General features: G+C 70.8%; 21 protein-coding genes and 1 pseudogene. 12 read left to right on the top strand and 10 right to left on the bottom strand.

What is annotated here, in order from left to right:
- The first annotated feature begins 48 nt into the window (after positions 1–48).
- Complete coding sequence (locus ABC795_RS01140; RefSeq protein ID WP_347058975.1) at positions 49–1,368, top strand: glycosyltransferase family 2 protein; 1,320 nt, start codon at positions 49–51, stop codon at positions 1,366–1,368.
- Positions 1,362–1,526, top strand: coding sequence for a hypothetical protein (locus ABC795_RS01145; RefSeq protein ID WP_347058976.1), 165 nt, complete (start codon positions 1,362–1,364; stop codon positions 1,524–1,526). The genes ABC795_RS01140 and ABC795_RS01145 overlap by 7 nt, the downstream gene beginning before the upstream one ends.
- 181 nt (positions 1,527–1,707) lie before the next feature.
- Here ABC795_RS01145 and ABC795_RS01150 read toward each other — a convergent pair whose 3' ends face one another.
- Positions 1,708–3,093, bottom strand: a complete 1,386-nt coding sequence (locus ABC795_RS01150; protein ID WP_347058977.1) for an ammonium transporter — start codon at positions 3,091–3,093, stop codon at positions 1,708–1,710.
- 68 nt (positions 3,094–3,161) lie between these two features.
- Entirely contained in the window at positions 3,162–3,905 is a 744-nt protein-coding gene (locus tag ABC795_RS01155) for a helix-turn-helix domain-containing protein (protein WP_347058978.1), read from the bottom strand.
- A 98-nt stretch (positions 3,906–4,003) separates the two neighbouring features.
- On the opposite strand from ABC795_RS01155, the gene glnT reads away from it, so the two are divergent.
- Together glnT and ABC795_RS01165 are read left to right on the top strand one after the other, a co-directional pair.
- Positions 4,004–5,377 (top strand): type III glutamate--ammonia ligase, encoded by a 1,374-nt coding sequence (glnT, locus tag ABC795_RS01160; RefSeq protein ID WP_347058979.1) that lies wholly within the window; start codon positions 4,004–4,006, stop codon positions 5,375–5,377.
- A complete protein-coding gene (locus ABC795_RS01165; RefSeq protein ID WP_347058980.1) occupies positions 5,377–6,369 on the top strand; it encodes an alpha/beta fold hydrolase in 993 nt (330 codons plus the stop codon). Before glnT ends, ABC795_RS01165 begins: the two co-directional genes overlap by 1 nt.
- Before the next feature lie 79 nt (positions 6,370–6,448).
- Here the strand turns inward: ABC795_RS01165 and ABC795_RS01170 are convergent, their stop codons facing one another.
- From ABC795_RS01170 to ABC795_RS01180, 3 genes are all read right to left on the bottom strand, one after another.
- The gene (locus ABC795_RS01170) at positions 6,449–7,252 is read right to left on the bottom strand and encodes a hypothetical protein (RefSeq protein WP_347058981.1); all 804 of its coding nucleotides are present in this window, start codon (positions 7,250–7,252) and stop codon (positions 6,449–6,451) included.
- 1 nt (position 7,253) lies between these two features.
- Positions 7,254–7,646: an S-adenosylmethionine decarboxylase gene (locus tag ABC795_RS01175; protein WP_347058982.1), complete on the bottom strand. Its 393-nt coding sequence runs from the start codon at positions 7,644–7,646 to the stop codon at positions 7,254–7,256.
- Positions 7,647–7,734: 88 nt separating this feature from the next.
- Positions 7,735–10,053: a bifunctional diguanylate cyclase/phosphodiesterase gene (locus ABC795_RS01180; RefSeq protein WP_347058983.1), complete on the bottom strand. Its 2,319-nt coding sequence runs from the start codon at positions 10,051–10,053 to the stop codon at positions 7,735–7,737.
- Positions 10,054–11,323: 1,270 nt separating this feature from the next.
- On the opposite strand from ABC795_RS01180, the gene ABC795_RS01185 reads away from it, so the two are divergent.
- Genes ABC795_RS01185 through ABC795_RS01200 form a run of 4 tightly spaced genes read left to right on the top strand, consistent with a single transcriptional unit; the run spans position 11,324 to position 15,172 of the window.
- Positions 11,324–12,571 carry a glycosyltransferase family 2 protein gene (locus ABC795_RS01185; protein ID WP_347058984.1) on the top strand — a complete coding sequence of 416 codons (1,248 nt, stop codon included), beginning with the start codon at positions 11,324–11,326 and terminating at the stop codon, positions 12,569–12,571.
- Complete coding sequence (locus ABC795_RS01190) at positions 12,571–12,747, top strand: hypothetical protein (protein ID WP_347058985.1); 177 nt, start codon at positions 12,571–12,573, stop codon at positions 12,745–12,747. Before ABC795_RS01185 ends, ABC795_RS01190 begins: the two co-directional genes overlap by 1 nt.
- The gene (locus ABC795_RS01195) at positions 12,744–14,312 is read left to right on the top strand and encodes a hypothetical protein (protein WP_347058986.1); all 1,569 of its coding nucleotides are present in this window, start codon (positions 12,744–12,746) and stop codon (positions 14,310–14,312) included. Before ABC795_RS01190 ends, ABC795_RS01195 begins: the two co-directional genes overlap by 4 nt.
- A complete protein-coding gene (locus tag ABC795_RS01200) occupies positions 14,309–15,172 on the top strand; it encodes a polysaccharide deacetylase family protein (protein WP_347058988.1) in 864 nt (287 codons plus the stop codon). The genes ABC795_RS01195 and ABC795_RS01200 overlap by 4 nt, the downstream gene beginning before the upstream one ends.
- On the opposite strand, the gene ABC795_RS01205 is transcribed toward ABC795_RS01200, so the two are convergent.
- The gene (locus tag ABC795_RS01205; protein WP_347058990.1) at positions 15,130–16,095 is read right to left on the bottom strand and encodes a glycosyl hydrolase family 18 protein; all 966 of its coding nucleotides are present in this window, start codon (positions 16,093–16,095) and stop codon (positions 15,130–15,132) included. The genes ABC795_RS01200 and ABC795_RS01205 overlap by 43 nt on opposite strands.
- Positions 16,096–16,279: 184 nt before the next feature.
- Between ABC795_RS01205 and ABC795_RS01210 the strand changes: the two genes are divergently transcribed.
- Both ABC795_RS01210 and ABC795_RS01215 read left to right on the top strand, forming a co-directional pair.
- Complete coding sequence (locus tag ABC795_RS01210; RefSeq protein WP_347058991.1) at positions 16,280–17,026, top strand: hypothetical protein; 747 nt, start codon at positions 16,280–16,282, stop codon at positions 17,024–17,026.
- A gap of 459 nt (positions 17,027–17,485) precedes the next feature.
- Complete coding sequence (locus ABC795_RS01215; protein WP_347058993.1) at positions 17,486–17,866, top strand: hypothetical protein; 381 nt, start codon at positions 17,486–17,488, stop codon at positions 17,864–17,866.
- Positions 17,867–18,353: 487 nt separating this feature from the next.
- On the opposite strand, the gene ABC795_RS01220 is transcribed toward ABC795_RS01215, so the two are convergent.
- The 4 genes and pseudogenes from ABC795_RS01220 to ABC795_RS01235 form a co-directional block, all read right to left on the bottom strand.
- Positions 18,354–18,590 carry an antitoxin gene (locus ABC795_RS01220; protein ID WP_347058995.1) on the bottom strand — a complete coding sequence of 79 codons (237 nt, stop codon included), beginning with the start codon at positions 18,588–18,590 and terminating at the stop codon, positions 18,354–18,356.
- Positions 18,591–18,966: 376 nt separating this feature from the next.
- A complete protein-coding gene (locus ABC795_RS01225; RefSeq protein WP_347058996.1) occupies positions 18,967–19,179 on the bottom strand; it encodes a hypothetical protein in 213 nt (70 codons plus the stop codon).
- A 1,267-nt stretch (positions 19,180–20,446) separates the two neighbouring features.
- Positions 20,447–20,836, bottom strand: a pseudogene (locus ABC795_RS01230) (transposase); the annotation flags it as partial.
- A gap of 44 nt (positions 20,837–20,880) precedes the next feature.
- Complete coding sequence (locus ABC795_RS01235) at positions 20,881–21,291, bottom strand: IS5 family transposase (protein ID WP_347058997.1); 411 nt, start codon at positions 21,289–21,291, stop codon at positions 20,881–20,883.
- A gap of 450 nt (positions 21,292–21,741) precedes the next feature.
- Here ABC795_RS01235 and ABC795_RS01240 point away from each other — a divergent pair, with 450 nt between their 5' ends.
- Both ABC795_RS01240 and ABC795_RS01245 read left to right on the top strand, forming a co-directional pair.
- Complete coding sequence (locus ABC795_RS01240; RefSeq protein WP_347058998.1) at positions 21,742–22,524, top strand: hypothetical protein; 783 nt, start codon at positions 21,742–21,744, stop codon at positions 22,522–22,524.
- 1,092 nt (positions 22,525–23,616) lie between these two features.
- Positions 23,617–24,918 carry an O-antigen ligase family protein gene (locus tag ABC795_RS01245; protein ID WP_347058999.1) on the top strand — a complete coding sequence of 434 codons (1,302 nt, stop codon included), beginning with the start codon at positions 23,617–23,619 and terminating at the stop codon, positions 24,916–24,918.
- Positions 24,919–24,945 lie beyond the last annotated feature (27 nt).

The raw sequence follows: 24,945 nt of genomic DNA on the forward strand, positions 1-24,945 counted from the left end.
TCGTACTCGTGATCGGCCGACCAGCCGGTCACACCGGGGGAGGTACGCATGGTGGCCGCAGGCCTGCTCGCCACGCCGACGAGGTCGGCGTCCGTCGTCGGCGACGCCGACGGCAAGGAGTCGCCGGGAGGACTGCCGACCGCGCCGTCTCCGCACATCACGGTCCTGATCCCCGCCCATGACGAGGGGGAGCGGATCGCCGCCACCCTGGCGGGTCTGCGGAGCCAGACCCTGCCGCCCAGCCGGATCGTGGTCGTGGCCGACAACTGCTCGGACGACACCGCAGCCATCGCCCGCGCCGCCGGGGCGGAGGTGTTCGAGACGGTCGGCAACCGGGACAAGAAGGCGGGCGCCCTGAATCAGGCGTGGCGCCGACGGTTCCGCCGGTCTGCAGCGGCCGACCGCCGCGCCGCTGATCGGCGCGGCGGCGCACGGCGGCGGCAGGGGCGATCCTTCGCGGGTACCGAACGCCGTGGCGCCCCGATCGACCGGCGGGGCGAGGACCGGCGTGCGTCGCGCGAGAGGCGGTCCGAAGGGCTGCCGCGCCCGGACGCCGCGGACGACGACCTCCTCCTGGTGCAGGACGCCGACTCCCAGCTGGACGCAGGGTTCCTCGCCGGCGCCGCTCGTCACGTCCTCCGGGACGCGACGATGGGCGCGGTCGGGGGCACCTTCCGCGGTGACGAGGGCGGCGGTCTCGTCGGGCACCTCCAGCGCAACGAATACGCCCGGTACGGGAGGGACGTGCGCCGCCTGAAGGGCAGGTGTCTGGTGGTCACGGGGACGGCCGCCATGTTCCGCGCGGCGACCCTGCGCGAGGTCTCGACGGCCAGGCGGGACGGCCGGCTTCCGGCGGGTGACGGCGATGGCGGGATCTACGACACCACCGTCCTGACCGAGGACAACGAGCTGACCTTCGCCATCCTCCACTTGGGCTACCAGGTCCTGAGCCCCAAGGAGTGCACCCTCGTCACCGAGGTGATGCCGACCTGGCGTGCGCTGTGGTCCCAGCGCCTGCGGTGGAAGCGCGGAGCGGTGGAGAACTGCTTCCAGTACGGGTTGACCCCGATCACCTGGCGGTACTGGGGTCGCCAGGCGCTGACCCTGGCCGGCGTCCTGGTCACGTTCGCCTATCTCGGCAGCCTGCTCTGGGCGCTGCTGATCGGCGGGGGGCTGCGCATGCAGCCGGTGTGGCTGGCCGTCACGGCCATCTTCGTCGTGGAGCGCGTCGTCACGGTCCGGGATCGAGGCTGGCGGCACATGCTCGCCGCCGCCTCGATGTACGAGCTGGTGTACGACCTGTTCCTCCAACTCGTGCACGCCAAGGCCTACGCCGACGCGGCACTCGGACGAGAGAGGAGGTGGTAACGCTGTACGACAACCCCTCCGCTCCGCTCGCCGCGGGCGGCACCGGCGGTGTCCTCGCCTACACCGGGTTCGACGGCCTGTGGTGGGTGCTGGCGGCATTCGCCCTGCTGGCTGCCGGCACCGCGCTGCTGCGCATCATCCCCCGTACGCAGGGCTGACCCGCCTCCGGGGAGGAGGAGCTCAGCTCCCCCTCCCCGGAGCCAGGGGTGCCCCCGGCACCGAGTCCGTCCCCCGCCGGACCGCAGCGGCCCGGCGGGGGACGGAGCGCGTCTGGTCACCGACCGGCGGCAGGTCGACCCGGGCCGGGAACTGCGTCCTGTTCCCGCGGCGCCGCGGGGTTCACCCCCGGCGGGCCGGCTCCGCACCGGCGTCGATGCCGATGTCGAGGTGGTGCCCGTGCTCCGCGTGACCCCGGGCCTGGTGTGCCAGGACGTCGGGGTCCTCGTAGGCGTTCTCGGCGTGCAGGGCGCTGTCCAGGCCCTCCCTCTCCTGCTCCTCGGTGACGCGGATCCCGATGGTCCGGTCCAGGACCTTGGCGATGAGGTACGTGAGGGCGAAGGTCCAGGCGCAGGTGGCCAGCAGCGCGACCGCCTGGCGGCCCAGCAGGCCGGGGTCGCCGCCGTAGAGGAGGCCGGTCTCCCCGATCGGGGCGTCGGGGTGGGCGAGCAGCCCGATGGCGAGCGCGCCGACGACGCCACCGACGAGGTGCAGCGCGACGACGTCGAGGGCGTCGTCGTAGCCGAGGCGGTGCTTGAGCAGCACCGCGAAGTAGCAGACGACGCCGGCGCCCGCCCCGATGAGCAGCGATCCGACGGGGGAGACGACACCGCACGACGGCGTGATCGCGACCAGCGCCGCGATGGCGCCGGAGCACGCGCCCAGCGTGGTGGCGTGACCGTCGCGGAGCTTCTCGACGACCAACCACGCGCACGCCCCGGCGCAGGCAGCCGCGAGGGTGTTGAAGACGGCGACGGCGGCGTCGTTGTCGGCGGCGCCGAGCGCGGAACCGTCGAAGCCGAGCCAGCCGGTGAGCAGCAGGCCCACGCCGACGATGACGAAGGGCAGGTTGTGCGCCTTGGGCTGCACCGGCCAGGTGCGCCGCTTGCCGAGCACGATCGCCAGGGCGAGGGCAGCGATGCCGGAGTTGACGTGGATGGGCGTGGAGCCGGCGTAGTCGACGGCGCCGACGACGTTCGCCAGCCAGCCGCCGGTGGTGCCGCCGTCCGCGCTGTCGAAGGCGAAGACCCAGTGCGCGACGGGCAGGTAGCACAACGTCACCCACAGGGGCGCGAAGACCATCCAGGCGCCGAACTTCATCCGGTCGGCGACCGCGCCGGCGATGATGCCGATCGTCAGGCCGGCGAAGCCGAGGTGGATCGTCGCGAGGGCCAGCGGCGGCAGCGCGGCGTCCTCGGCGGGGGCGAGCAGCTGGCCCAGCCCGGCGAACTCGAGCGGGTTCCCCAGGATCCCCGCGCCACCGACGCTGTCGCCGAAGACGGCGGAGTAGCCGAAGGCGACCCAGACGAACGCGGTCACGGCGAAGGCGCCGAAGACCATCATCATCATGTTCGTCGTCGTCCGGCGGGACACCATGCCGCCGTAGAAGAGGACGAGCCCCGGCAGCATGAGGATGACGGCGATGATCGCCGTCAGCAGCCATGCGGTGTTGCCCGACGTGGTGGGGTCCATGTGCGCCTCCAGGGTGCGGCCCGGGCGCACCGACACCTTCGATGCGCTATCGATATCCTGCGCAGGCGCCGTTCCGATGAGTTATCGAATCAATGTCGCTCGCGTTACGCTTCGCCCAGTGCCGCCATGGCGCCGCGCTCGGCCTCCGCCGACCGGGCCGGGTCGACGAGCAGGGCGCGCACCGCGGTCGCCGCCGCGAGCCGCGCGGCGTCCGCCGGCCCCCGCAGGGCCGAGCCCCGCTCCGTCGCGTCCGGCGCCGGCGTGCGGAACCGGTGCTGGATGCCCTCGGTCTGGGCCAGGCAGGCGAGGGTCGCAGCCCGGGGATCGCCTGCCAGGAAGTCGCCGGATCGCATGCCGGCGTCGACGACGGCCTCGATCTCGGCGCGCAGCCGGCCGTAGTCGGCGAGGATCTCGGCGAAGGCCTCCGGCTGCGTGTACGCGACCCGCTCGAGGTCGTAGAAGTCCAGGGCGCCCCGGCACATCTGCAGCACGTCCGCATAGAGAACGGCGTACAGGTGCACGGGGGGCGGCGTCGACACGGCCGCGAGCCGGTGGGCGACCTCCAACGACTCCCGGTTGGCGCCGGTCATCGCCCGCAGCAGGTCCTCCTTCGAGCGGAACCAGTAGTAGACCGACGACTGACCCAGGCCGACCGCCCGGGCGATCTCGGACATCGTCGTCGCCACGTAGCCGCGGTCGGCGAACAGCCGGGCCGCGGTGTCGAGGATCTCCTGCCTCGGGTTGCCGGACGGCGTGGCGCCGGTGCGCCGGGGGCGCCCCACCGTGCGCGGGCGGTCGGCGGGCGCGTCGGTACGGGGGCGGGTCGGGGGCGTCGCGGTCTCCTCCACGGGCGGAAGTTAACACGGGCGCAATAGTTTCGATGCTCCATCGGAACCATGTGCGACCATATTTCGAGACGACATCGAAATCTCCCCAGGAGGACACCATGACCGCCACCATCGGAACCCCGGCCGGCACGCAGGACGTCGAGGCCGTCCGCGCCCGCCTGGAGGCCGCCGGCGTCCGCTACGCCCTCGCCGGCTTCAGCGATCTGCACGGGCGCCTGAAGGGGAAGGTCGTCCCCCTCGCGCACCTGGCGAACATGGCCGGGGGTTCGGAGCTGTTCACCGGGGCCGCAGTGGACGGCGTGCCGCAGGACATCAGCGACGAGGAGGTCGCGGCCCACCCGGACCTCGACCGCGGGTTCCAGCTGCCGTGGCAGCGCGAGGTCGCCTACTTCCCCTCGACCCTCTACACCGAGGGCAAGCCGTTCGAGGCCGGCGCGCGGTACATCCTGCAGCGCCAGCTGGCCGCCGCAGCCGAGCTCGGGTTCACCTTCAACCTCGGCATCGAGACGGAGTTCTTCGTCCTCAAGGACGGCGAGGAGGGCCCCGAGGAGGTCTCGGAGCGCGACGTGGCGGCCAAGCCCTGCTACGACCTGACGACGACGCTGGACAACTTCGGCTGGCTCACCGAGCTGGTCGAGGCGATGGACGAGCTGGGCTGGGACGTCTACTCCTTCGACCACGAGGACGCCCGCGGCCAGTTCGAGATCGACTTCGACTATGCCGACGCCCTCACCAGCGCCGACCGGGTGACCTTTTTCCGCATGATGGCCGGCGAGATCGCCCGCAAGCACGGCTACTTCGCCTCGTTCATGGCCAAGCCCTTCGCCGACCGCACCGGCTCGGGCGCCCACTTCAACATGTCGCTGGCCGATCTCGAGACGGGGAAGAACCTCTTCGCCGAGGGGGAGGACACGAAGGGCGTGGGCGTCTCGGCGCTCGGCTACTCCTTCATCGCCGGCGTGCTGCGGCACGCCAAGGCCATCAGCGCGGTCATCGCCCCGACGGTGAACAGCTACAAGCGGCTGGTCCGCGGGGGCTCGACGTCGGGCTCGACGTGGGCGCCGGTCTTCGTCAGCTACGGCGACAACAACCGGACGAACATGATCCGCGTTCCGCTGGCCGGTGGCCGGGTGGAGTGCCGGGCGGCGGACATCAGCTGCAACCCGTACCTGGGGGCCGCGATGATCCTCGCCGCCGGCCTCGAGGGTGTGCGCGAGCAGCTGGACCCGGGCGCGCCGCACCGGGAGAACATGTACGAGTACACCGACGCCCAGATCGCCGACCTCGGGATCGACGTGCTGCCCCGGGACCTCTCCGCCGCGATCGACGAGTTCCAGGCCGACGCGCTCTCCCGCGAGGTGTTCGGCGAGGCGCTGTACAACTCGTTCATCGACTACAAGCGCGCCGAGTGGAACTCCTACCAGTCGCACATCTCCGCATGGGAGACGGAGCGCTACCTGAAGTTCTTCTGATGCCGGCCACCTTCGACCTCGGCAGGTTCGCACTGGAGTCCGGTGCGAACCTGCCGGCCCGGCTCGTCTACGCCACGCACGGCACGCTCGCCGCTGATGGCGGCAACGCCGTCCTGGTGCCGAGCTACTACACGGGCACCGCCGACAGCTACCGCCCGTGGATCGGCCCCGGTGGCGTCCTGGACACCGACCGCCTGTTCGTCGTGGTGGTGAACATGCTGGGCAACGGCGTCTCGACGTCGCCCTCGAACGCGGAGGCGGAGGTCGCCGGTCCGCGCTTTCCCGTGGTGACCGTGCGGGACCAGGTGCGGGCGCAGCGCCGGCTGCTCGACGTCCTCGGCGTCCGCCGGCTGCGGCTGGTCGTGGGGTGGTCGATGGGGGCGATGCAGGCATACGAGTGGGCCGCTAGTTACCCCGACGACGTGGAGGCGCTGCTGCCGATCTGCGGCGCCGCCCGCTGCTCCCCGCACAACCACGTCTTCCTCGAGGGGGTGCGGGCGGCGCTGGCGGCCGATCCCGCGTTCCGCGGCGGCGAGTACGGGAAGCCGCCGGTGGCGGGGCTGGCGGCGTTCGGGCGGGTGTACGCCGGATGGGCCTACTCCCGTGACTTCTTCCACCACGGCACCTACCGCGAGCTCGGGTATGCCAGCGTGCAGGCCCTGCTGGACGGCTGGGCCGCCGACCACGCGGCGATGGACGCCAACGATCTGCTGGCGATGATCGACACCTGGCAGAGCGGCGACGTGGGGCGGGGCCGGCCCGGGGGCTACGAGGGCGCGCTGGGGGGCGTCCGGGCGCGGACGATCGTCATGCCGTCGACGACGGACGCCTACTTCACGGCGGCGGACTCCGAGATCGAGGCGGCGCTCGTGCCGGGCGCAGAGCTGCGCCCGCTGCGGTCCGAGCTCGGCCACATCGCCGGCCGGCCCGGCATCCGGGCCGCGGAGACGGCGGTCATCGCCGGAGCGGTGCGCGACCTGCTCACCGGCTGACCGGCGTTCGTGCGCCCGGGCGGGCCGTTCTCGTCCGTCCGGGCGGGCGGCGTGCGGCGGGCCGGGGGTCGTCCGGGGACTACGCGCCCGGCGGGTGCGCGGAGACCTCGGTGCGGCGGGACGTCGGCGGCCGCCACCCGGTGGTGTCGCGCCGCGGCGGCAGCGATCGTTCGGGCCGGTCGGCCGGTGCGGTCGGTGGGACGAGGGCGCCGCGGGTCGGCGCCAGGTCGGCCGGGTCGACGGAGATCGAGCGGAACACGCCGTGGTCCAGCGCCGGCGCGAGGTCCGGACGGGCTGCGTACACCTCCTCCTCCGCCGTCGCCACGACGAAGAGGCACGGCGTGCTGGCGGGGGAGCCCAGGTAGGGCTGGGAGGTCGCCCCCGGCATCGCGTGCCAGGGGAGACCCATCGCGCGGACCAAGCGGTGCACCCGGTCGTCCAGGACGGTGACCATGCCCGGGACGCCGCAGTTGCGCGCGTACCGCCAGATGCCGTGGCACAGCGCGACGCTGATCTCGGCGCCTGCCGCCCCGGTGCGGTAGCGGGGGTCCACGGCCAGGCTCGCCACGTCCCACACCGTCGGGGGAGTGAGGCCGACCTCGCCGAGGCTGTCGGCCACGGGGAGGTGCCACGGCTCGCCGGCGACGTCGACCAGCGTCTTCACCGGGCTCGCGGCGGCGGTGATCAGCCGAGCGGTGCCCACGGCGGTGCCGGCCTCGTCGTCGATCACCGCGATGAACCGCGACCGCGAATCGAACGGGCCGTACTCCTGCTCCAGGAGCTCCGGCGTGTTGCCGAACGCCTGCAGGAAGACCCGGGCCTCGACCTGTCGTGCGGCGTTCCGCTCCTCGGGGGAGTGCGCCACGAGCAGTCGCAGGGTCATGTCAGAAGGACTTCGCGACGACGGTGCGGGCGGCGAAGAAGTCGGCGGTGAACGCCACCGCGACGTCCGGGTCGAACGCCTTGCAGGTGTAGACGTCCACCGAGAAGAACAGCCGTGGCTGCTCCCAGGCGTAGAAGTGCGCGCCCGACGTCTCCCAGTGGATCCAGCCGGCCCAGCCGTAGAGATCGGAGCGGTGCGTCACCGGCTCGAGGAGCTGCACCATGTCCACCTCGCGGGACAGCGCCGAGAGGTACGTGCGGATCTGGGCATCGTCCACCGGCGAGGCCGGGATGCCCTCGATCACCAGCCGCTGGCGGACGATCTCGGGTGCGAGGTCCCGCCAGGGGACGGAACGGATCCGCGGAAGGTCTGGGGCGGGGGAGGATGGCGTCACACGCACATAGTGTCCAGCCGGCCGCGGAGTGTGCTGATCTTCTCCGGCGTGTCGCCCCAGCTGCACCGGGACCGGCGCTTCCGGCAGGTCAGTCGCGCGCCGGGCCCTGGCTCAACTGGGGGATCAGCTCGGCGTCGACGAGCCCGGAGTCCGACGCGGCCAGCCACCGCAGGAAGTCGTCGACCGGCATGGGACGGGCGATGGCGTACCCCTGGGCGACGTCGCAGCCCAGGCGGGCGAGCGTGGCGCCGGTGGCCAGGGTCTCGACCCCCTCGGCCACCAGGCTCAGGCCGAGGGCGTGGGCGAGCGCGACGGTGCTCTGCACGATCGCCGCCGCCCGGGGATCGCGGTCGACGTCGGCGGTCAGACTGCGATCGAGCTTGAGCTCGTCGGCCGGCAGGTGCCGCAGGTAGGCCAGCGAGCTGTAGCCCGTGCCGTAGTCGTCGATCGACGTCCGGACACCCGACCGGCGCAGGGTGCCGAGCACCGTGCGGCCGCGCTCGGGGTCGGCCATGAGGGTGTCCTCGACGAGCTCCAGGGTGAGCGCCCGCGCGGGCAGGCCGTGCCGGTGCAGCGCGGCGCCGACCTTCCCCGCCAGGTCGAGGTCGGTGACGTTCGCCGCCGACAGGTTGACCGACACCGGCACCTCGCGGTCGGGCCACCAGCGGGCGGCCGCCGTGAGCGCCAGTTCGAGCACCCGGTCGGTCAGCGGACGCAGGAGGCCCGCCTGCTCGGCCGCCGGCAGCAGAAGGGCGGGCGAGAGCAGCCCCCGGGTGGGGTGGTTCCACCGCACCAGCGCCTCGGCGCCCACGACCCGGCCGTCGCGCAGGTCCATCTGCGGCTGCAGGAAGACGCAGAGCTCGTCCCCGGCGAGAGCGGTCCGCAGCTCCTCCATGGTGCGCAGCCGGTCGCTGCCGGCGGTGCCCGTGACCGGGTCGGGCACGTAGACGTGCACTCCCTCGCGGCCGCGCTTGGCCCGGTACATGGCCACGTCGGCGCAGTGCAGCAGCTCCTGGACGGTCGTCGCCGGCGCCGGCGTGGTCGCGACACCGATGCTGACGCCGACGTGCAGCCGGACGTCGGCCACCGTGAACGGGGTGAGCAGCAGGCCGCGCAGCCGCTCGGCCAGCGCGCGCGCCTCGGCGGTCTCCGCGGCGGGCATCAGCACGGCGAACTCGTCGCCGCCGAGCCGGGCCAGGACGTCGTCGGCACGCAGCGAGCCGCGCAGCCGCGGGCCGATCTGGCGCAGCAGGTCGTCACCGGCGGAGTGGCCGAGGCTGTCGTTGATCTCCTTGAAGCCGTCGAGGTCGAGCAGCAGGAGCGCGGCGGGGCGCTCCTGGTCGGCCGAGGTGACGACGCGCTGGGCGTGCTCGAGCAGGGCGCGGCGGTTGGCGAGCCCGGTGAGCTCGTCGGTCCGCGACTCGAGCTTGATCTGGTTGTACCCGCGGACCTCGCGGAAGGTCACGGCGATGCGGACGACGCCGGCCAGCACGCAGCCGATGGCGAACCAGCCCGCGATGTCCGGCACGGGCTGCGCCCACGGGCTGAGCACGACGAGGCTGGCCACGAGGCAGGCCAGCGGCACCGCGAGCAGGCGCCAGCCGATGCGTGAGCCGGTGCTGCTCAGGCGGCGCGGAGGTTCGGTCGCCCCCTCCGCGGCGGCGGCCGCCAGGACGACGGTGGCGAGCCAGCCGAGCTCGAGCGGGCCGCCGTCGACGTAGGTGTCCTGCACCTTGAGGGCGAACAGGACCAGGTCCGAGACGCAGATGAACCCCAGCCCTGCGCCGAGCAGCACGAAGGTGCGGTCCAGGCGCACGCCGAGGATGCCGCCGACGGCCATGACGACGGCGATGAGCAGGATCGTCGTGGTCGGTGCCGCGAGGTCGATCGCGGCCACCGGCGTCTCGTCCGGGCCGGTGAGCAGGTAGGGGCCGAGCAGGAAGGCGACCCCGGCGGAGAGGCTGCCGAGGGCGGCCACGAGGCCGTCGAGCCACATGCTGGGGTGGAAGCGCGGCACCCGCGCGCGGATGAGCACGACGACCGGCACGTACATCACCAGGTAGGCCGCGAACGAGACCGCGTGCGAGAGCGTGGAGGACGGTTCGTTGCCCGCCAGGCCGGCGGAGAGCACGCGCAGCGCGTTGCCCACCGCGCCCAGCGCCAGCGCGACGGCGAGCGCGGCCCAGGCGTACCGCTCCGTCCGGACCCGCCTGGCCGCCAGCACGCACGCCGCCGCGGCGGCGAGGTAGGGGAGGTTGTAGAGGACGACGTCGTAGGCCCGGTCCCACGCCGCGCCGGCCGGGCGGGGGCCGATCCCGGTGGCGAAGAGCGCGACCAGCCCGATCGTCAGGAACAGCGCGTGGCCGGCGCGTGGCCGCGTGGCCGCCTCCTGCTCTCGCTCGTCCATGGGAGGACTGTCGGCTGCGGAACGGGCGGAGTCCACCGGCGCGGGCCCCCGGATCACCCGGAGGGGGTGCGTCGGTGGACCGGTTCCGGCGGTGCCGGCCGGCGCGCACGGTCACGAGCGGTCCCTCGACTGCCGATGACTTCCGTGTGGAGAACCCACACGGGCGCGCAGAGCTGCCGCCGCGGGTGATCGGTCAGGGTGCCGCCCCGGAGCCGAACCCCGCGCCGATGGGTGTCGCCGTCCTCTTTCGCACTGCAGGGGCTGCCGGATAGGGCCGCCATGCGGCGCCCCCGTCCGCCTACGGGCCGTCCGATCTCCATCGCCTGCTCCCCGAGCCGCTCAGTGCGCTCCCGCTACAGGCAGACGCCGGGGACACGCCTGCGGAGGACGCCGACGACGCGGCTGACGCCGAGGTCGTCACCGATCTCGATGCCCGGTCGTCCCACCAGAAGCCGGCGCGGATGTCCGGCTTCTGGTCGCGACTCCGCCTGCTGCCCAGGGCGGCGTCGCGCCCGAGGCCCTGGCCAGGGCTCTGCCCGACCGCCCGCATCGATGACCTTGGTCGCCCAACTCGGCAGGAAGGGGAAGCTCGAGGCGCGCACGGCCCTTCTCCGCAGTCCTCACCGTCGGTCGGCCACCCACGCCCGGCGCCGGCGGCGGGCGCGCGCCGTCCCGTGCGCGAGCGCGGTCACCTATATCCCCGGGGAGTGACCGGCCCGCTTGTGCCGGCCCGTACGGCGTCGAGCGGTGAGCTCCCGGCGGCGGTCCGGGGGGCTCGGTTTCCGAGTGTGGCGAGCGGTGTCGACGGCGTCGTCTGCTCGATGGTCCGGAATGGCTTCCGGGCTGCTCACCAGGCGTTTCTGGGCTACGCAAGGTGCCGGGGGCGCGACCGGGACCGGCACCGGTGCGACCCGGCATTTCGGTGCGGACGGCGGTCGGTGAACGCGTAGGAATTGTGCCCGGAATGGACCCCTGTCGCCCATCGGCGCGGACGGAGAGTGATGACGGCGGCGCCGGGCTGTGAGTGATCTCCGGCCGAACCCAACGAACGCCCACGTCACAATGTCATCTCTCTCCGTATACCGATCACAGATTGTGATTGGCTGGGAGCACAAAGATTGCATGGCCAATGCCTATTCGGGGGCCTCCGCGCGTATTAAGTTGCACATTGCCTGCCGGTCGTCATCGCGGTGATCAGCGCAGCGCAGCATTGACGAATCCGTGAGCCCGCAGCGCACGCGCCGGCCTCGCGGCACGCGGGGGGACTCTGGTGGGGACTGCAGGAATCGGGCGCGGCGACGCGCGTCCCGCTGACGGGCGAGCGCGCCCCACGGAGACCGGCGGGACACTGGCGCCGGAGATTCCGCGGCAGTACCGCTTCGACTCGAACACCGCGGTGCTGCCGCCGGCCGAGGCGGCCCCCGCGACGGCGCCGGCACCCCGCCGCCCCCTGGCGCGGCAGCAGCCTCGGGTCACGGCGATCATCCCGGCACACAACGAGGAGGTCGGGATCGCGCAGACGATCGCGAGCCTCCGGAGGCAGACGAGGGCGCCGCAGCGCATCCTCGTCGCCGCCGACAACTGCACGGACGGCACGGTCGAGATCGCCCGGTCGCTGGGCGTCGACGTGCTGGAGACGCGGGGCAACACCGCCAAGAAGGCGGGGGCGCTCAACCAGGGGCTGGCACGCGTCCTGGCGGCGCTGGAGCCGGACGACGTCGTCCTGTCGATGGACGCCGACAGCCGGCTGAGCCCCGACTTCATCGAGCGCGGGATGCGCTACTTCGAGGCCTACCGGCAGCGCGGGGGCATCAGCGGCTCCTACGTGGCTGCGGACCACCCGTCCCGGATCGGCCTGCTGCAGAAGATCGAGTACGCCCAGGGCCTGCGGACGGTGCACCGCCGCGCGGGCCGGATCCACGTGCTCTCCGGCGCGGCGACGATGTTCACCGCCGAGGCGCTGCGGGCCGTGGCTGCTGCCCGTGGCTCCGCGCTCCTGCCCGGTGTGCCGGGGCAGGTCTACCACGAGACGTCGCTCACCGAGGACTACGAGCTGACCGTCGCCCTGCAGCGGCTCGGGTACGACCCCCGGTGCGCGGCAGACTGCCAGGTGGTCACCGACATCATGCCGACCTGGTCGGACTGGCGGACCCAGCGGCTCCGCTGGCAGCGGGGGACGCTGGAGACGCTCATGTCCTACGGCTTCGTGGAGCACACGCGGAAGGCCTGGCTGGTCCAGGCGTGGACGTACTTCCGCAGCCTGGTGCCGCTGCTCATGCTCGCGGCCTGGTCCTACGCGCTGGCCCTCGAGGAGCCGGCGCTGCACCTGATCTGGCTGGCGATCATCCCCGTGTTCGTCGTCGACCAGGTGCTGGCCTCCTGGAGAGCAGGCCGGCGGGGGCGCCTCTACGCCGCGCTCCTCCTCCCGATGATCGTCTACGACATGGCCCAGTCGGTCGTGAACTGGCAGGCCCTGTCCCGCGCGCTGCACGGCGCCGAGCCCGAGTGGATCACCTGATGGACCCCGCCGGCTTCTCCGCGCTGCTCGAGCAGGTCACCCACGACGGGTTCATGGGCGCCACCGCCGTCCTGACGTCGGTCACCGTCCTGATGCTCGGCCTCGCGGTGCGACGAATCCTGCCGAAGAACGAGCGCGACGACACCCTGCCGTCCCCGGAGACGGGGCGGCGATGACGGTCACCACCGCCCCGCCGACGGGGTCCTACCGGGCACCGCACTGGCACGACGCGCTGCTGCTGAGCCTCCCCGACCGCCTGGTCACCCCGGGCATCCGCCGGTGGATCACCCGGCTTCCGCTGTTCCTGACGGCGGTCGTGCTCGCGGTCCTGGCCTTGCGGTTGCGCAACGGCGCCTCGGCCGACGAGGCCCTCGCCATCACCACCGGCCGGGATCTGATCTTCCAGTGGGTCACGCAGTCCCCGGCGGGCGCGCCCGGCGGCGCGCTGCCCGGCGCGCCGTTCCTCTACCCCGTGCTCGCCGCCGCGCTCGACAGCGTCGGCGGGCTGTTCCTCGTCCGCGCGGCCGGGCTGGCCTGCGTGGTTACCGCGATGGTGCTACTGGCGGGTGCGGTGTCCGTACGTTTCCCGCACCGCGCCGGGGTCCTGACGGCCGTCGCCTTCGCGCTGAGCGCTCCGGTGGTGTTCGTCGCGGGCCTCGGGACGGCGGACGCGGTGGCGCTGGCCGGTCTCGCTGCGGCCCTCTGGGCGATCGCCGCACGCGGCGGTCCCGCGTCGGCGCTGGGAGCAGGCGCCCTGCTCGCCCTGGTGCCCGTCCTCGAGCACTCCACTTCCCTGCTGGTTCCGCTCGTCCTCGCAGCGGGGGCCTGCCTGGCCGGCGCCGGCGCGTCCCGGCGGAGGGGCGCGCACCGCCGCACGGGCGCGTGCCGCCGCACTGGTGCGCTCCGCCGGACGGCGGTCGCCGGCGGCACGACGGTGCTGTTGACCGGCGTGGCGCACCTGCTCGGGGCAGGACCGGGCGCCCGCGCGTGGACCGATCTCGTCGGCAACGCGCCGCTCAGCCCACACTCCCGAACCGGGCTGGTCGGCTGGCTCGCGCTCGACATCGGGCTGCTGGTGGCGATCGCCGGAGCCGGTGCGGTGCTGCTCGTAGCCACGGGCGGCCGCAATGCGCTGCTCGCCGCGGCCCTGCTGGCCGGAAGCGCGCTGTTCCCGGCCGCGCAGCTGTGGATGGGTTCGGCGGTGGCCTTCGACCGAAACCTCGCGTACTCGGCCCTGTTTCTCGCTCCCCTGGCCGGCGTCGCGCTGACCCGGATGTCGCGGGGACCGTGGCGGCTCGGGCCGGTGCTGCTGGTCCTGCCGGTGCTGGTGCTGTTCGGCTTCTCCCGGTCGGGCGCGGTCTACGCGGCCTGGCCGGACGTCCGCCCGGTCGTCGCCCAGATCCTCGACGACCCGCAGCCGGGGTTGTACCTGGCCAGCGGCACGGCCGCGGAGGCGCTCGAGTACCACACGGCCGACCAGCCCACCGTGCAGTGGGCGGACACCTACGGTCTCTACGCCGGTGGCGAGGACGCCGTCCGGGTAGCCGTGGAGGACCTGCGCTACGAGGCGATCGTTCTCCACTCGGCCAGCACCGGCTCGCCGGCCGAGGACGCGATGGAGGACGTCGTGCTGACTGCCCTGCACGACAACTACACCGAGTACGAGCTGGTCGCGACGATCCCGGCCTCGGGTGTCGCCGACGCGGACGTCTGGCTGGTCTACCGGCAGGTGTCCCGGTGAATCGCGGGCGGCGGGGGCGGCCGCTGCTGGCCGCGCTGGCGGTCGTGCTCGGGCTGACCTTCGCCGGCTACCGGGTGGTCTCCGACGTGTCGGCGACCCCAGCGCCGTCGGCCGAGGAGCCGGCGGCCGTCCGGCCCCTCGCCAGCGACTGCTCCGGCGGGTACGTCGTGCTCAGCTTCGACGACGGGCCGCGGCAGCACACCGGTGAACTTCTCGACCGGCTCCGCGACTACGGGCTGCGCGCCGTCTTCTTCTGGAGCGGGCACAACGTCGAGGGCCGCGGGGAGCTGGTCCGTCGGGCCGTCGCCGAGGGGCACGTCCTGGGCAACCACACCCAGTCGCACGCCAACCTCGTGACCGGGCGGCTGCCCGGCGGCGACATGGTGGTGCCGTGGGGGGAGGCTCAGATCCGGGACGAGCTACGGCGGGCCAACGACCTGCTCGTGGCCAACGGGGCCCCCATTCCGGAGCTGTACCGGCCGCCGTACGGCGCGGTGAACCGCCAGGTAGACGACGTGGCGCAGACACTGGGGCTGCGGCTGGTCATGTCCTTCGGCCACGGGGCGAGCGACAACCTGGTCGACTCTCACGACAGCGAGGGGATCTCCGCGGAGGAGATCGCGGCCAACGTCGTCGGGCCGATGCGGAGCGGCTCGATCATCACCATGCACGACGGCCTGGGCCAGGCGACCCTCAACTCGATCGAGGCTCTGCAGGCGATCGTCGACGCCATGAACGAGCGCGGGCTCTGCACCACCACTGAGGTGCGGCCCGATGCGGCCGGGCGGATTCTCGAGTTCCCCGAGCCGGCGGGGGATCAGGTGCCGAGCTCGGCGCCGAAGGCCTCGGCGAACGGGTAGCCCCGCGCGCTCTCGATCGTCATGTCCCACACGTAGGCGCCGCGCACCCGGGAGCCGGCGTCGGCGAGGGTGCGGTAGGCGGCGAGGTACTCCTCGACCGGCATCTGTCCCGGCGCGCCGAGGGCGGAGCCTGCGTAGGTGGTCCCGATGGCGAACCGGGACGGCGGAAGTCCGCGGTCGACCATCCGCTGCACCGTGGCCACGATGTCGGCCCGGCGCTGCGCGGGGCTCTGCGGGAAGTCGTAGAACTGCGGTCCGTAGAGGTCGCAGACGCGGCCGCGCCAGGTGCGGCCGTCCACGGTGGCTTCTCCCTCGGCCAGGGCGAAGTCCTCGTACAGGCGTAAGCCGGGCTCGGCGGAGACGGTGACGGCGAAGTCGGCCCCCCGCCCTGCCTTGAGCTGGGCGCTGGCGCTGACCAGGGCCTGCAGGTCGGTGCCCGCGCCGCCCTGCTCGAGGTCCCAGTCGATGCCATCGCAGCCGTAGTAGTCGCAGATTCCCACGATGGAGGCGACGGCCTCGTCGACCTGCGCGTCGGTGCGCATCCGGATCCCGCCGTCGACCGCGCCGCCGATGGACAGCAGGACCATGGCCCCGCGGGCCTGGACCGCGGCGATGTCGGCGCGCAGCACCTCGGGCGTCACGCCGCTGCCCTGGTCGGGGTCGAACTCCAGCTCCCCGGTGCCGCTTCGCGCGCTGGTGGCGAAGGCGAGGAAGAAGACGTTCACCCGGTCGCTGGCCGTGGTCAGCCGCGGTGAGCCGTCGGCACGCCAGTACTCGGCGACGACGGCCGGAGGGAGCGGATTCACCGGGGTGCCGTGGTCGGGTCCCGTCGAACGCACGGCGGCGACAACTCCCATCGCGACCACCAGCGTCACAGCGCCGAGGAAGACCGGCTTCACCGCCCGGCGGACGCGAGACGGCACCGGCTCCCCTCCTGCAGTTCCTCGGACCGGTCACACCGGACAGGGCGGGTGAGCATGTGCTGGGAAGCAATCCTACGAGCTCCGCCGTGGGAACCGGCCCCCGCGCCCGGTGGTCGGGCGACGCGCGGCCGGCGCGGGCCGGGTGGGTTGGGCTGTCGAGCGCCTCTCGCGGCCCTGCCGCGCGGTGCGCGGCAGGGCGGGTCGGGCGCAGGTCGAGGAGATCGGTGTCGTCGTCCGATCCGCGGCCGGGTGTCCCGACCTCGGCGGCGATCAGCTGGCGGGACAGCCGCTCGGCGAGGGCCTGCCCGGCCGACGCGCGCTCGACCGCTTCCTCCAGGTCGGCCTGCGGCCCGACGACGTTCTGCTCCTGCTGCTCGAGCGTGTGCTCCAGCGCGTTCACGCGGGAGGCCAGCCGGTCGATGTCGGAGTCGGCGATCCTGAGCAGCTCGGCGTAGTGGTGCACCGCATCCCGGCGTCGTCGCAGCGCCCTGCGCGCCTTCTCGTAGGAGGAGGGGGGACGGCGGCTCGCCGCCGGCGGCCCGACGGTGCGGGCCAGGGTCTGGGCGACGAGGTCGCGGTAGCGGGTGTAGCGCTGGAACGGCACGACGCGGTGCCGTCCCTGGTCACCGGGTACAGCAGGACCGAGTCCGGCCAGCTGCCCGGCGGCACGCCGGACGATGTTGTCGACGTTGAACGGTTGGCCGGCCAGTTGCTGGTCGAGCATCGGGTCCTTGGCGAACACCGCGATCGGCAGGGTCCGGTTGGGGTCGGACAGCTCCGCGGCCAGATCCTCGCCGTCCGCCTCGCCGTCCGCCTCGCCGGCCGCCGCGATCGGCGTGGTCGCGAGTCGCGTCGGACCCGTCGGGGATCGGCGGCGGTGTCGAGCAGTGACCGCACGCGCCGGGGCGCCGCGGCGGTCTTGTGCAGCTGATCCGAGCCGACGGTCTCGACATCGACCCAGATCCACGTACCGGCGCCGGCCTCGTCCCAGGCGCGCAGAGTCGTCCCCCAGCGGCTGCCGTCGGCCAGGGTCTCGATGAGTTCCGCCCGGACCAGAAAATCCGGGTGATCGTCCTCGGGCGTACTCGACGGTGACCTCCGGGATGCAACGGCCGGCAGCCGCCGGGATGCGTGCGGTCACCGATCCGCCGCGCTCGGGCACGCAGACGGCACCGGAGGTCTTGTCTGCGACCCAGTCCGCGAAGTGGCTCATGACCGGGGGTGCGTCCGGCGGGCGGCGGTCGCGCCATATGGCTCGGTAGATCCATGACATGCACCCTCCGTCGGTCGTTCGCATGGTGACCTATGGGGGGCGTCGGTGGACCGGCTCCGGCGGTGCCGGTCGGCGTGCACGGTCACGAGCGGTTCCTCGACTGCCGATGACTCCCGTGTGGAGAACTCACACGGGCACGCAGAGCTGCTGCCCCGGCTGATCGGTCAGGGTGCCGCCCCGGAGCCGGCCCCCGCGCCGATGGGTGTCACCGTCCTCTTCCGCAGTGCAGGGGCTGCCGGTTACGGCCGCCATGCGGCGCCGCCGTCCGCCTACGGGCCGTCCGATCTCCATCGCCTGCTCCCCGAGCCGCCCACCGTTTGCCCTGCGACTGAAGAGACCGACTTCGAGAAGCCGCCGGTGGAGGCGATCGACGACGCGGTCGAAGCCGAGCTCGTCGCCGCGGGCGGTGTCGATTCCGGTGACCGGTCGGCGGACGAGGTGTCGACGAAGACGACCGGCTTCTGGGCGCGTCTGCGCCTGTCTCCCAAGGCGGCGTGACACACGGGGCCGATCGCTGACCGGCCCTCCGCCTCCTGCGGCAGCCCGAGAGCCGGCACCGCCGCCGTCCCTCCGGAGCGCGGCTCAGGTCTCGACGTCGAGCGGCAGGGCACGTCGTCGTGCAGCGCGGCGAGGGCGCGGTCGAGGGTGGCCAGTCGACCACCGTGTGAGCGCGCCAACCCGGCCAGGTAGGCGTCGGTCACTTGCTTGTGGCCCACCACGCCGCGTAGGTCGAGTCGATGCCGTCGAAGCCGAGGTGGCCGGGCCAGAACTGGTGGTCGCTGACGGCGCCGACCCCGCGCACGACCTCGACCGCCTCGCGTGCGGTGGCGCCGCTGCGGAGCAGGAAGCGGACGAGTCGCCCCGTGGGTCAGCGAGCAGGTCGCGAAGGGCTCGGAGCGCTTGAGAAACCCGTCCTCCGTGAGGTCGTGGTGCACGTGGTCCGTGACGGTCAGTGCGATGAGCACGTTCGCATCGAGCAGAACGGTCACTCGTCGTCCGCCAAGGAGCGCACGTCCTCGCTGGTGATCACCCGGCCGATGGATGCGACCTGCAGGCCGGTGCGGGGACTCGTGCTGACCGGACCGGCCCCGGAGCGGCCAGGGCGGCGCGGAGCAGCGCGGAGCAGGCGCGTGAGCGTGTCGCTGAGCGAGCTGCCGGAGTCCCGTGCGATGGCGGAGGCCACCCGGTGGATGTCCTCGGGTAGATCGATCGTGGTGCGCATGTTCAGACGCAAGCGCCGGGATGCATGCAGGGGCATGGGTGCATCACGATGCGAGATGTCGGTGCCAAAGTCCCACCGATGCGCCAGACGACCGCTAGGTCCGGGTAACATCCGCCCGCCGGCGCTCCGCAGGCCCGCTGTCGGTCGCCGGCACACGCCCGGGCGTCCGTCACCCACCGACGCGTTCGCCGATGGACGGCTCGAGGCGTCCACGGAGGTCGTTCGAACCCTGGGCTGTACGGCCGCGACGAGGGCGACAGGGGACGGTGACCTTCTTCCTGTCACTCCGCAGCGCGAGCGGCCGGCGGCGGCAGCACGAGCACGCCTTGAGATCACCCGTTGACGGTCGGCGGTGCCCCTCGTGCGGACGGCCGGCTCAGTGGAGCGAGGCTTCCGTCTCCTCCAGCCGGATGCGCGCGCCGCAGCCCCGGCAGACCTCGGTGAGCCGCACGTTCGCATCCCAGCGGACGTTGAGCCGGTCCCGTAGCCGACGCACGCTGCGTGACTCGACGAGTTCGGGAACCACTTCGCCGCAGAGGCGGCACGGGTGGTCAGCGAGGCCGCGGATCACTCGGATACGGGTGGTCACGGCTCGAGATGGTTACGGCTCCTGGTCCGAGCGCCAAGCGCTTCGCCTGCAGACCCCCACTCGTCAGGTGGTGATCCGGTCGCGTCGTGACTGTCGGTGAGCGGGTGACGCCACGCTTGGGACCTGCGGGTGGTGCCGTCGTCGATCGTGGCCTGCCGGTGCCACTCACCGGAGAAGAGTCGGGAGGCCGGGCCACCGCGCTCGGCTGCTACGCCTCACCGGGAGCGAAGTCGGGGAGCCGGCTGCCGACGCCCAGGAGCTGTCGTCCGGGCACCGCGCAGACCTCATCCTCGGCCATCCGCACGACGGAGACGCAGGGGTGCTGACGGGAGAGAACACCGCGATCGGCTCGGTCGCGAGCCGGGTCGGATCCTGTCGAGGATCGACGGCGGTATCGAGCAGCGACCGCACGAGCCGGGGCGCCGCCGCGGCGGTCTCGTGCAGCCGATCTGAGCCGACGGCCTCGACATCGATCCAAGTCCACGTGCCGACGCCGGACTCGTCCCAGGCCCGCAGAGTCGTCTCCCCGCGGCTGCCGTCGGCCAGGGTCTCGATGAGTTCGGCCCTAACTAGAAGATCGGGATGCTCCTCCTCGGCGTACTCGACGGGGGAGCTCCGCGATGCAACGGCCGCGAGCCGCCGGGATGCGTGCGGTGACCGATCCGCCGCGCTCGAAACACCCAGGAACACAGGCGGCGATGAGCGGGTCCGGGGTCCGCTCGTTGGCTCACTCTGAGGGCGCGGCGGGCTGGTTGACCCGGGGCGGCCACTGCGCCGCGTCGGCGTCGCCGTCGGTCCGGGCGGGGTGGTTGCCGACGCCCACAATAGGCGCCCGGTGACTTGCGGTTCCTGATGGTGGAGCGCCGGACTGCGCGGAGCGGTCCGATGGAACGCGTCGGCGCGCAGGACGAGCATGTAGTCGGTTAGGGCGGCGGCCGGCATCCGCTCAGACGTTCGTTCCGGTGACCGAGGGATCGACCCGCGTGCGCGCCCCGCACGCAGGGCAGACCTCGGTGAGCCGGACCTTCGGGTCCCAGGCCATCTTGAGCCGGTCCCGCAGGCAGCGAATCCTGCGGGACTCGACCAACTGCGGTCTGCCGGTGCCGCGAGCCGGCACGCGTGGTTGGCCAGTCCCAGGACGATCCGTAGACGTGGGCTCATCGCCGCTGGTGGTCACAGCGCGTATTCGGCTGGGCAAGTCGCTTGCCCCTTGATCCGCCGATCGGCGGGGTGCAGAACAAATCGTCGATCTACATCGGATCCGCGCTTAGCGTCCAGCAAAGGTTTGCGGGGGAGTCACCCGGTTGCGGGACTGGCTCCTTCGACAGAATCGGGGAGGCGTCCCCGGGCGCGAGGAGGTGTGCGCTGGTGCGGTGGCCGGCTTGATCGGCGGGCTCAGGGATGACCGCGGTAATGCCCCGAGCCCGCAGGTGGCGCGGTGCCCGCGCGAGGAGTACGCCTTGTCCCCACGCAACGCGGTCGGGCGGGTCCGCGGTCGGCCTGGCCCCACCCGGGCAATGCGTAGGGCGGCCAGCAGTGGCAGCAGTTGGGTGTTGTCACCGGCCTGGCCGGGGGTCACCGCGATGAACAGCGGTCGGCCGCGGCCATCGACCAGGGCGTGGGTCTTGGTGGTCAGGCCTCCGCGAGATCGACCGATCCCGTGGTCGTCAGGCTCGATCCGCCGCCTTGCCGGAACTCTTGTCATTCGGTGGCGCCCCCTGTGTGGGACAGCGTCTTCGACGACGACCTCCCGCTCGGGCCGACCAGTCGCGCCGCGGTCGCGCCGTGCTGGTGGACCCGGGCGACGGTGGAGTCGACGCTGACCCGCCAATCCACGTCGCCCTCGGCGTCGGCCTGGGCCTGCAGGGCGGACAGGACCGGATCCCAGGTGCCGTCGACAGCGAAACGGTGGTGCCGTTTCCAGACCGTCTGCCACGGCCCGAACTCCGCCGGGAGATCACGCCACGCGACGCCGGTGCGGTACCGGTGGATCGCCCCCTCGACCAGCCGACGGTGATCCCGCATCGGCCGTCCGCGAGCGCCCTTCACCGGCGGCAGCAGTGGCTCGACACGAGCCCACATCTCGTCACTGAGCACCGGCTCGCGCGTCATCCGTCCAGCATCGTCCCCGGTTCCCGCTTCATATTGGAGACACGCCCTAAGCGCTGCCAGGGCCGGGTGCGATGATCGCCGATGGGGTGGGGCGATTTATCGGGTCTGGGCAGCACTCGCGAGACGGACGAGAAACGCCCACGTGATCGGCAGGTCGCCTTGCCAATGCCTGTCCAGATACATAACCTCACGGACGTGACGCAGACGATTGCCACGTGGTACTACGAGCAGTCGGCTGGTGAGGGTGGAGAGTACGCGCAGAATCCCGGAGATTCTAGCACTCAACATTTTAGGGACGTCTACCGACGTTGCATCGGAACATTCTTCGCGACCGCTCACCTACACAACCCAGACGCGCAACTGCTACTGATTCTGAATCGACCCTGGGACACAAAGGCGAGTGAAACTGCTTTAGTCGTGCGCCGAATGCTTGACGCCCTGGGTGTTACTATGACCGTAGTCGACTACTCTTACGCACCGCCCTCCACGTGGAATGCGGCCTGGCGAAATCAGTTCTTTGTTTACGACGCCCTAGTAGAGATCGAACGCTGGCTCAAGACAGATACTTCATCGGCTGTATTGCTAGACAGTGATGTCGTATGGACAGGCTTCGCTGTCGATGATTTTTGGAAAGATCTTGACCGGCGGGGGTCCTTGACCTATGCCATCGACTACCCGGTCGATTCCGATATCAACGGACTTTCGCGGCGGCAGTTGACCGCCCTGGCGAGCGATATCATCGTGCTGCCTGACCGGCACGTCGTCCGGTACTGCGGAGGGGAGTTCATCGCAGCCACGAGAGACAACCTGGCTGCGCTGAATGCGACTGCACGCGAACTCTGGCCGATCGTAATGCGGCGCCACGTCGAGGGGCTAATAAACGTCCGTGAAGAGGCTCACCTCCTGAGCCTAGCCGTCATGCGTCTCGGCCTTGACGTGGGCGGAGGTAACGCCTATATCAAGAGACTTTGGACTCAGCCACTCAAGCCCCGAAACGTCACGGCAGACGATTCCAAGCTGGCGCTATGGCATGTTCCGGCAGAAAAGCGCTACGGATTGCGACGCCTTTACCGACAACTCTCCGCAAGCTACTTCAAAGGAGGCGCAATCACCCATGCTGTCGACAGCGCGCAACTCGCTAAACGCCTAGGCATTCCGTACAACACCTTGGGCAAAACTGTCGCCGATGTAGGCGCAGCTGCCCGATCCCGACTAGTACACAAGCTTGGTTAGGCACCGTATCGCGCCACCGGGCTCTTCGCTCACCGGTAAGCTGGCCCCGGCTGCACTGCCTCAAGCGCATTGTTCACCGCGTGCTGGCCATCCATGATTTCACAACAGCGGCCGCTATGGAGATGTAGGCATGGACGCTCTGCGAGCTGAGGCGACCGGTCAGGGTCATGGTCGCCGAGTCGCGAACACCGCCGGCGAGGTCGGCACTGAATGGTGCGGCCACTCAAGTCCTCAGACGCCCTGCACAGGTGATGCTGCCCCTCGGCGCGTCCACAGTATTCTCGCGTGTCACAACCGTGCTCCCTTGACCGTGAGGGCAATCCAGTCCGCCAGCCGGGCGGCAAAAGCTGCAGGGGTGGACATTGATTTCGTCGTGTATGACGACGGTTCGACGGATGGAACGGCCGTAGGACTTCAGGCATTGCCTGAAGACATCATCGTCCTAACTGGCTCGGGCCATGCTTATTGGGCCAAGAGCATGTCAGTAGCGGAAAAATTCGTTCTGGACAGATGGTGGCGAACCGACGACCTAATCTTATGGTTGAACGACGACACTGTCCTTGACGAAACAGGCCTTGGCCACCTCGTCCGGATGATGACAGAGCCAGGAGTCTGCGTTGGCGCCGTCCGTAGTAGCGGATCCGGAGTGCCGACTTACGGTGGATTCAAATCAGACGGTTGGCATCCGCTCGCGTTCAAGCCGGTCTACCCACAGGGCCACCCAGCACCAGTGGACGCTTTCAACGGAAACGCGGTACTTGTATCCATGCGCACGGCATTGAGGGTCGGAGGCATCGACGGCGAATTCAGTCATGCACTAGCTGACATCGACTATGGACTCCGTTGCCGCAACCTTGGGGTGCCTGTGAAGTTGTCAGCAACCACCGTAGGCGTATGCGACACGAACCCGCCAGCGGACTCAACGCAGCCTGTTCTATCACGATGGCGCATGTACGTCGGGGTCAAGGGCGGCGGGCACTATAGTTCGATGCGTCGGTTTGTGCTGAGGCACGAGCCCAGTAAGTGGCCGTGGGCCATGATCGTAAGCTATATGGCTTGGTGGGCGAGGGCGGCCATGCGAGGGTTGGGAAGGTGATCGAAGTCGCCTGGCTTGCTTTCCTACTCGGAGGCGCCGTGGTTGCAGCTGCACTGTTCACAGCCGGCGTGAGCAACTGGCCCACCTTGGGTCTGACCAGCTTGCTCGCTCCCGCGGTACTCGCGTGGGAGATGCCCGCGCCCCCGCCATTGTTCTCTGTAGGCGGTAGCAACGTATTCGCCTACGACTTGATCGCCGTCGCATTCGGCCTGGTTGCGCTCCAGAGGCGCGCAGTGATCGCGGCAAGCCTCGGCCGTGCGACCATCTGGCTCCAAGGGCTGGCGCTGCTTCTGGTCATCTCCACATTGCGCGGGTTAGTGGCGAACGACCTCGGAGGAGCGGTCAATGACGTTCGCTCTTTCGCGTACTTGGCGGTGACTTTTGCATGGTCGATGAGTCTCAACTGGGCGAAAAGAGCGAGCGCAGGATCAGTCTCGTCAGTCGGATGGGCGCGAATTGCCATCGTCTCAATGACGACGGTAGCCCTTTTTCACCTTATGCAGTACGGGCTGGGCGATCCAAACTCGCGAATCGACGCCGTGAGCGGGTTGGAGCAGACTTCCAGGGTACTCGTCTCGGGCCAGGCGCTGCTAGCACTTCTAGCGGCATACATCGTCTACGCATCGACGGAGCGGTATCGGTGTCTCTTCGCCCTGATGGCGCTTGTGGTCGTTGTACTCAGTCAACAGCGATCCGTCTGGTTAGCGGCGGCTCTCGGTATTGCTTTGGCTTTCCCATATCTTCACCCCCACACTCGCACAACTCTCGGGTTGACCATCGCAGCAGGTGGTAGTGCAATTTACGCGATGTACCACGATGCACTTGCTGGAGTGCAGAGCACCTTGGCTAACACAGGAACTTATGAAGGGCGAGTGCAGAGCTGGAGGGGGCTGCTCGTCGAATCCTGGCATTCGGGCTACGTGAACGTCTTCCTCGGCTCTCCGATGGGCACGAGCTATGGGAGGTTCGAAGGCCCGGGCAGGTGGGTTGAGTACGCGCCACACAACTTTTATCTTTCGATCTACTTACGTACCGGCGTTCTCGGTTTCCTGCTCTTCTTAGCCGCACTAGTGATCGGCTTCCGGTTGGCCCTATCCAGTCGGTCCTGGTTGCTCCTGTCCGTACTTGTGACGCTTACCGTGTACGGATGGACATACTCGTGGGTGTGGTTCGCCATCCCGGCGCTTGCCCTTGCCTGGCAAGCTGCCGCCAAATCCGAGGGCGGTACCCCACCGCGGGATTATCCACTAAATCTGGACTGGGGCAACTCAACCGCCAGCGGTCAGGCTAAGCGATGAGGGTACTGCACATATTGGGCCCCATTC

It is taken from the genome of Blastococcus sp. HT6-30 (assembly GCF_039729015.1).
GTDB lineage: Bacteria > Actinomycetota > Actinomycetes > Mycobacteriales > Geodermatophilaceae > Blastococcus.

Excerpts from the sequence above, each read along its gene's own strand:
- ABC795_RS01140 (WP_347058975.1), top strand. The coding sequence starts at position 49 with ATGGTGGCCGCAGGCCTGCTCGCCACGCCGACGAGGTCGGCGTCCGTC.
- glnT (WP_347058979.1), top strand. The coding sequence starts at position 4,004 with ATGACCGCCACCATCGGAACCCCGGCCGGCACGCAGGACGTCGAGGCC.
- ABC795_RS01165 (WP_347058980.1), top strand. The coding sequence starts at position 5,377 with ATGCCGGCCACCTTCGACCTCGGCAGGTTCGCACTGGAGTCCGGTGCG.
- ABC795_RS01170 (WP_347058981.1), bottom strand. The coding sequence starts at position 7,252 with ATGACCCTGCGACTGCTCGTGGCGCACTCCCCCGAGGAGCGGAACGCC.
- ABC795_RS01180 (WP_347058983.1), bottom strand. The coding sequence starts at position 10,053 with ATGGACGAGCGAGAGCAGGAGGCGGCCACGCGGCCACGCGCCGGCCAC.
- ABC795_RS01190 (WP_347058985.1), top strand. The coding sequence starts at position 12,571 with ATGGACCCCGCCGGCTTCTCCGCGCTGCTCGAGCAGGTCACCCACGAC.
- ABC795_RS01195 (WP_347058986.1), top strand. The coding sequence starts at position 12,744 with ATGACGGTCACCACCGCCCCGCCGACGGGGTCCTACCGGGCACCGCAC.
- ABC795_RS01220 (WP_347058995.1), bottom strand. The coding sequence starts at position 18,590 with ATGCGCACCACGATCGATCTACCCGAGGACATCCACCGGGTGGCCTCC.
- ABC795_RS01235 (WP_347058997.1), bottom strand. The coding sequence starts at position 21,291 with ATGACGCGCGAGCCGGTGCTCAGTGACGAGATGTGGGCTCGTGTCGAG.
- ABC795_RS01240 (WP_347058998.1), top strand. The coding sequence starts at position 21,742 with ATGACCGTAGTCGACTACTCTTACGCACCGCCCTCCACGTGGAATGCG.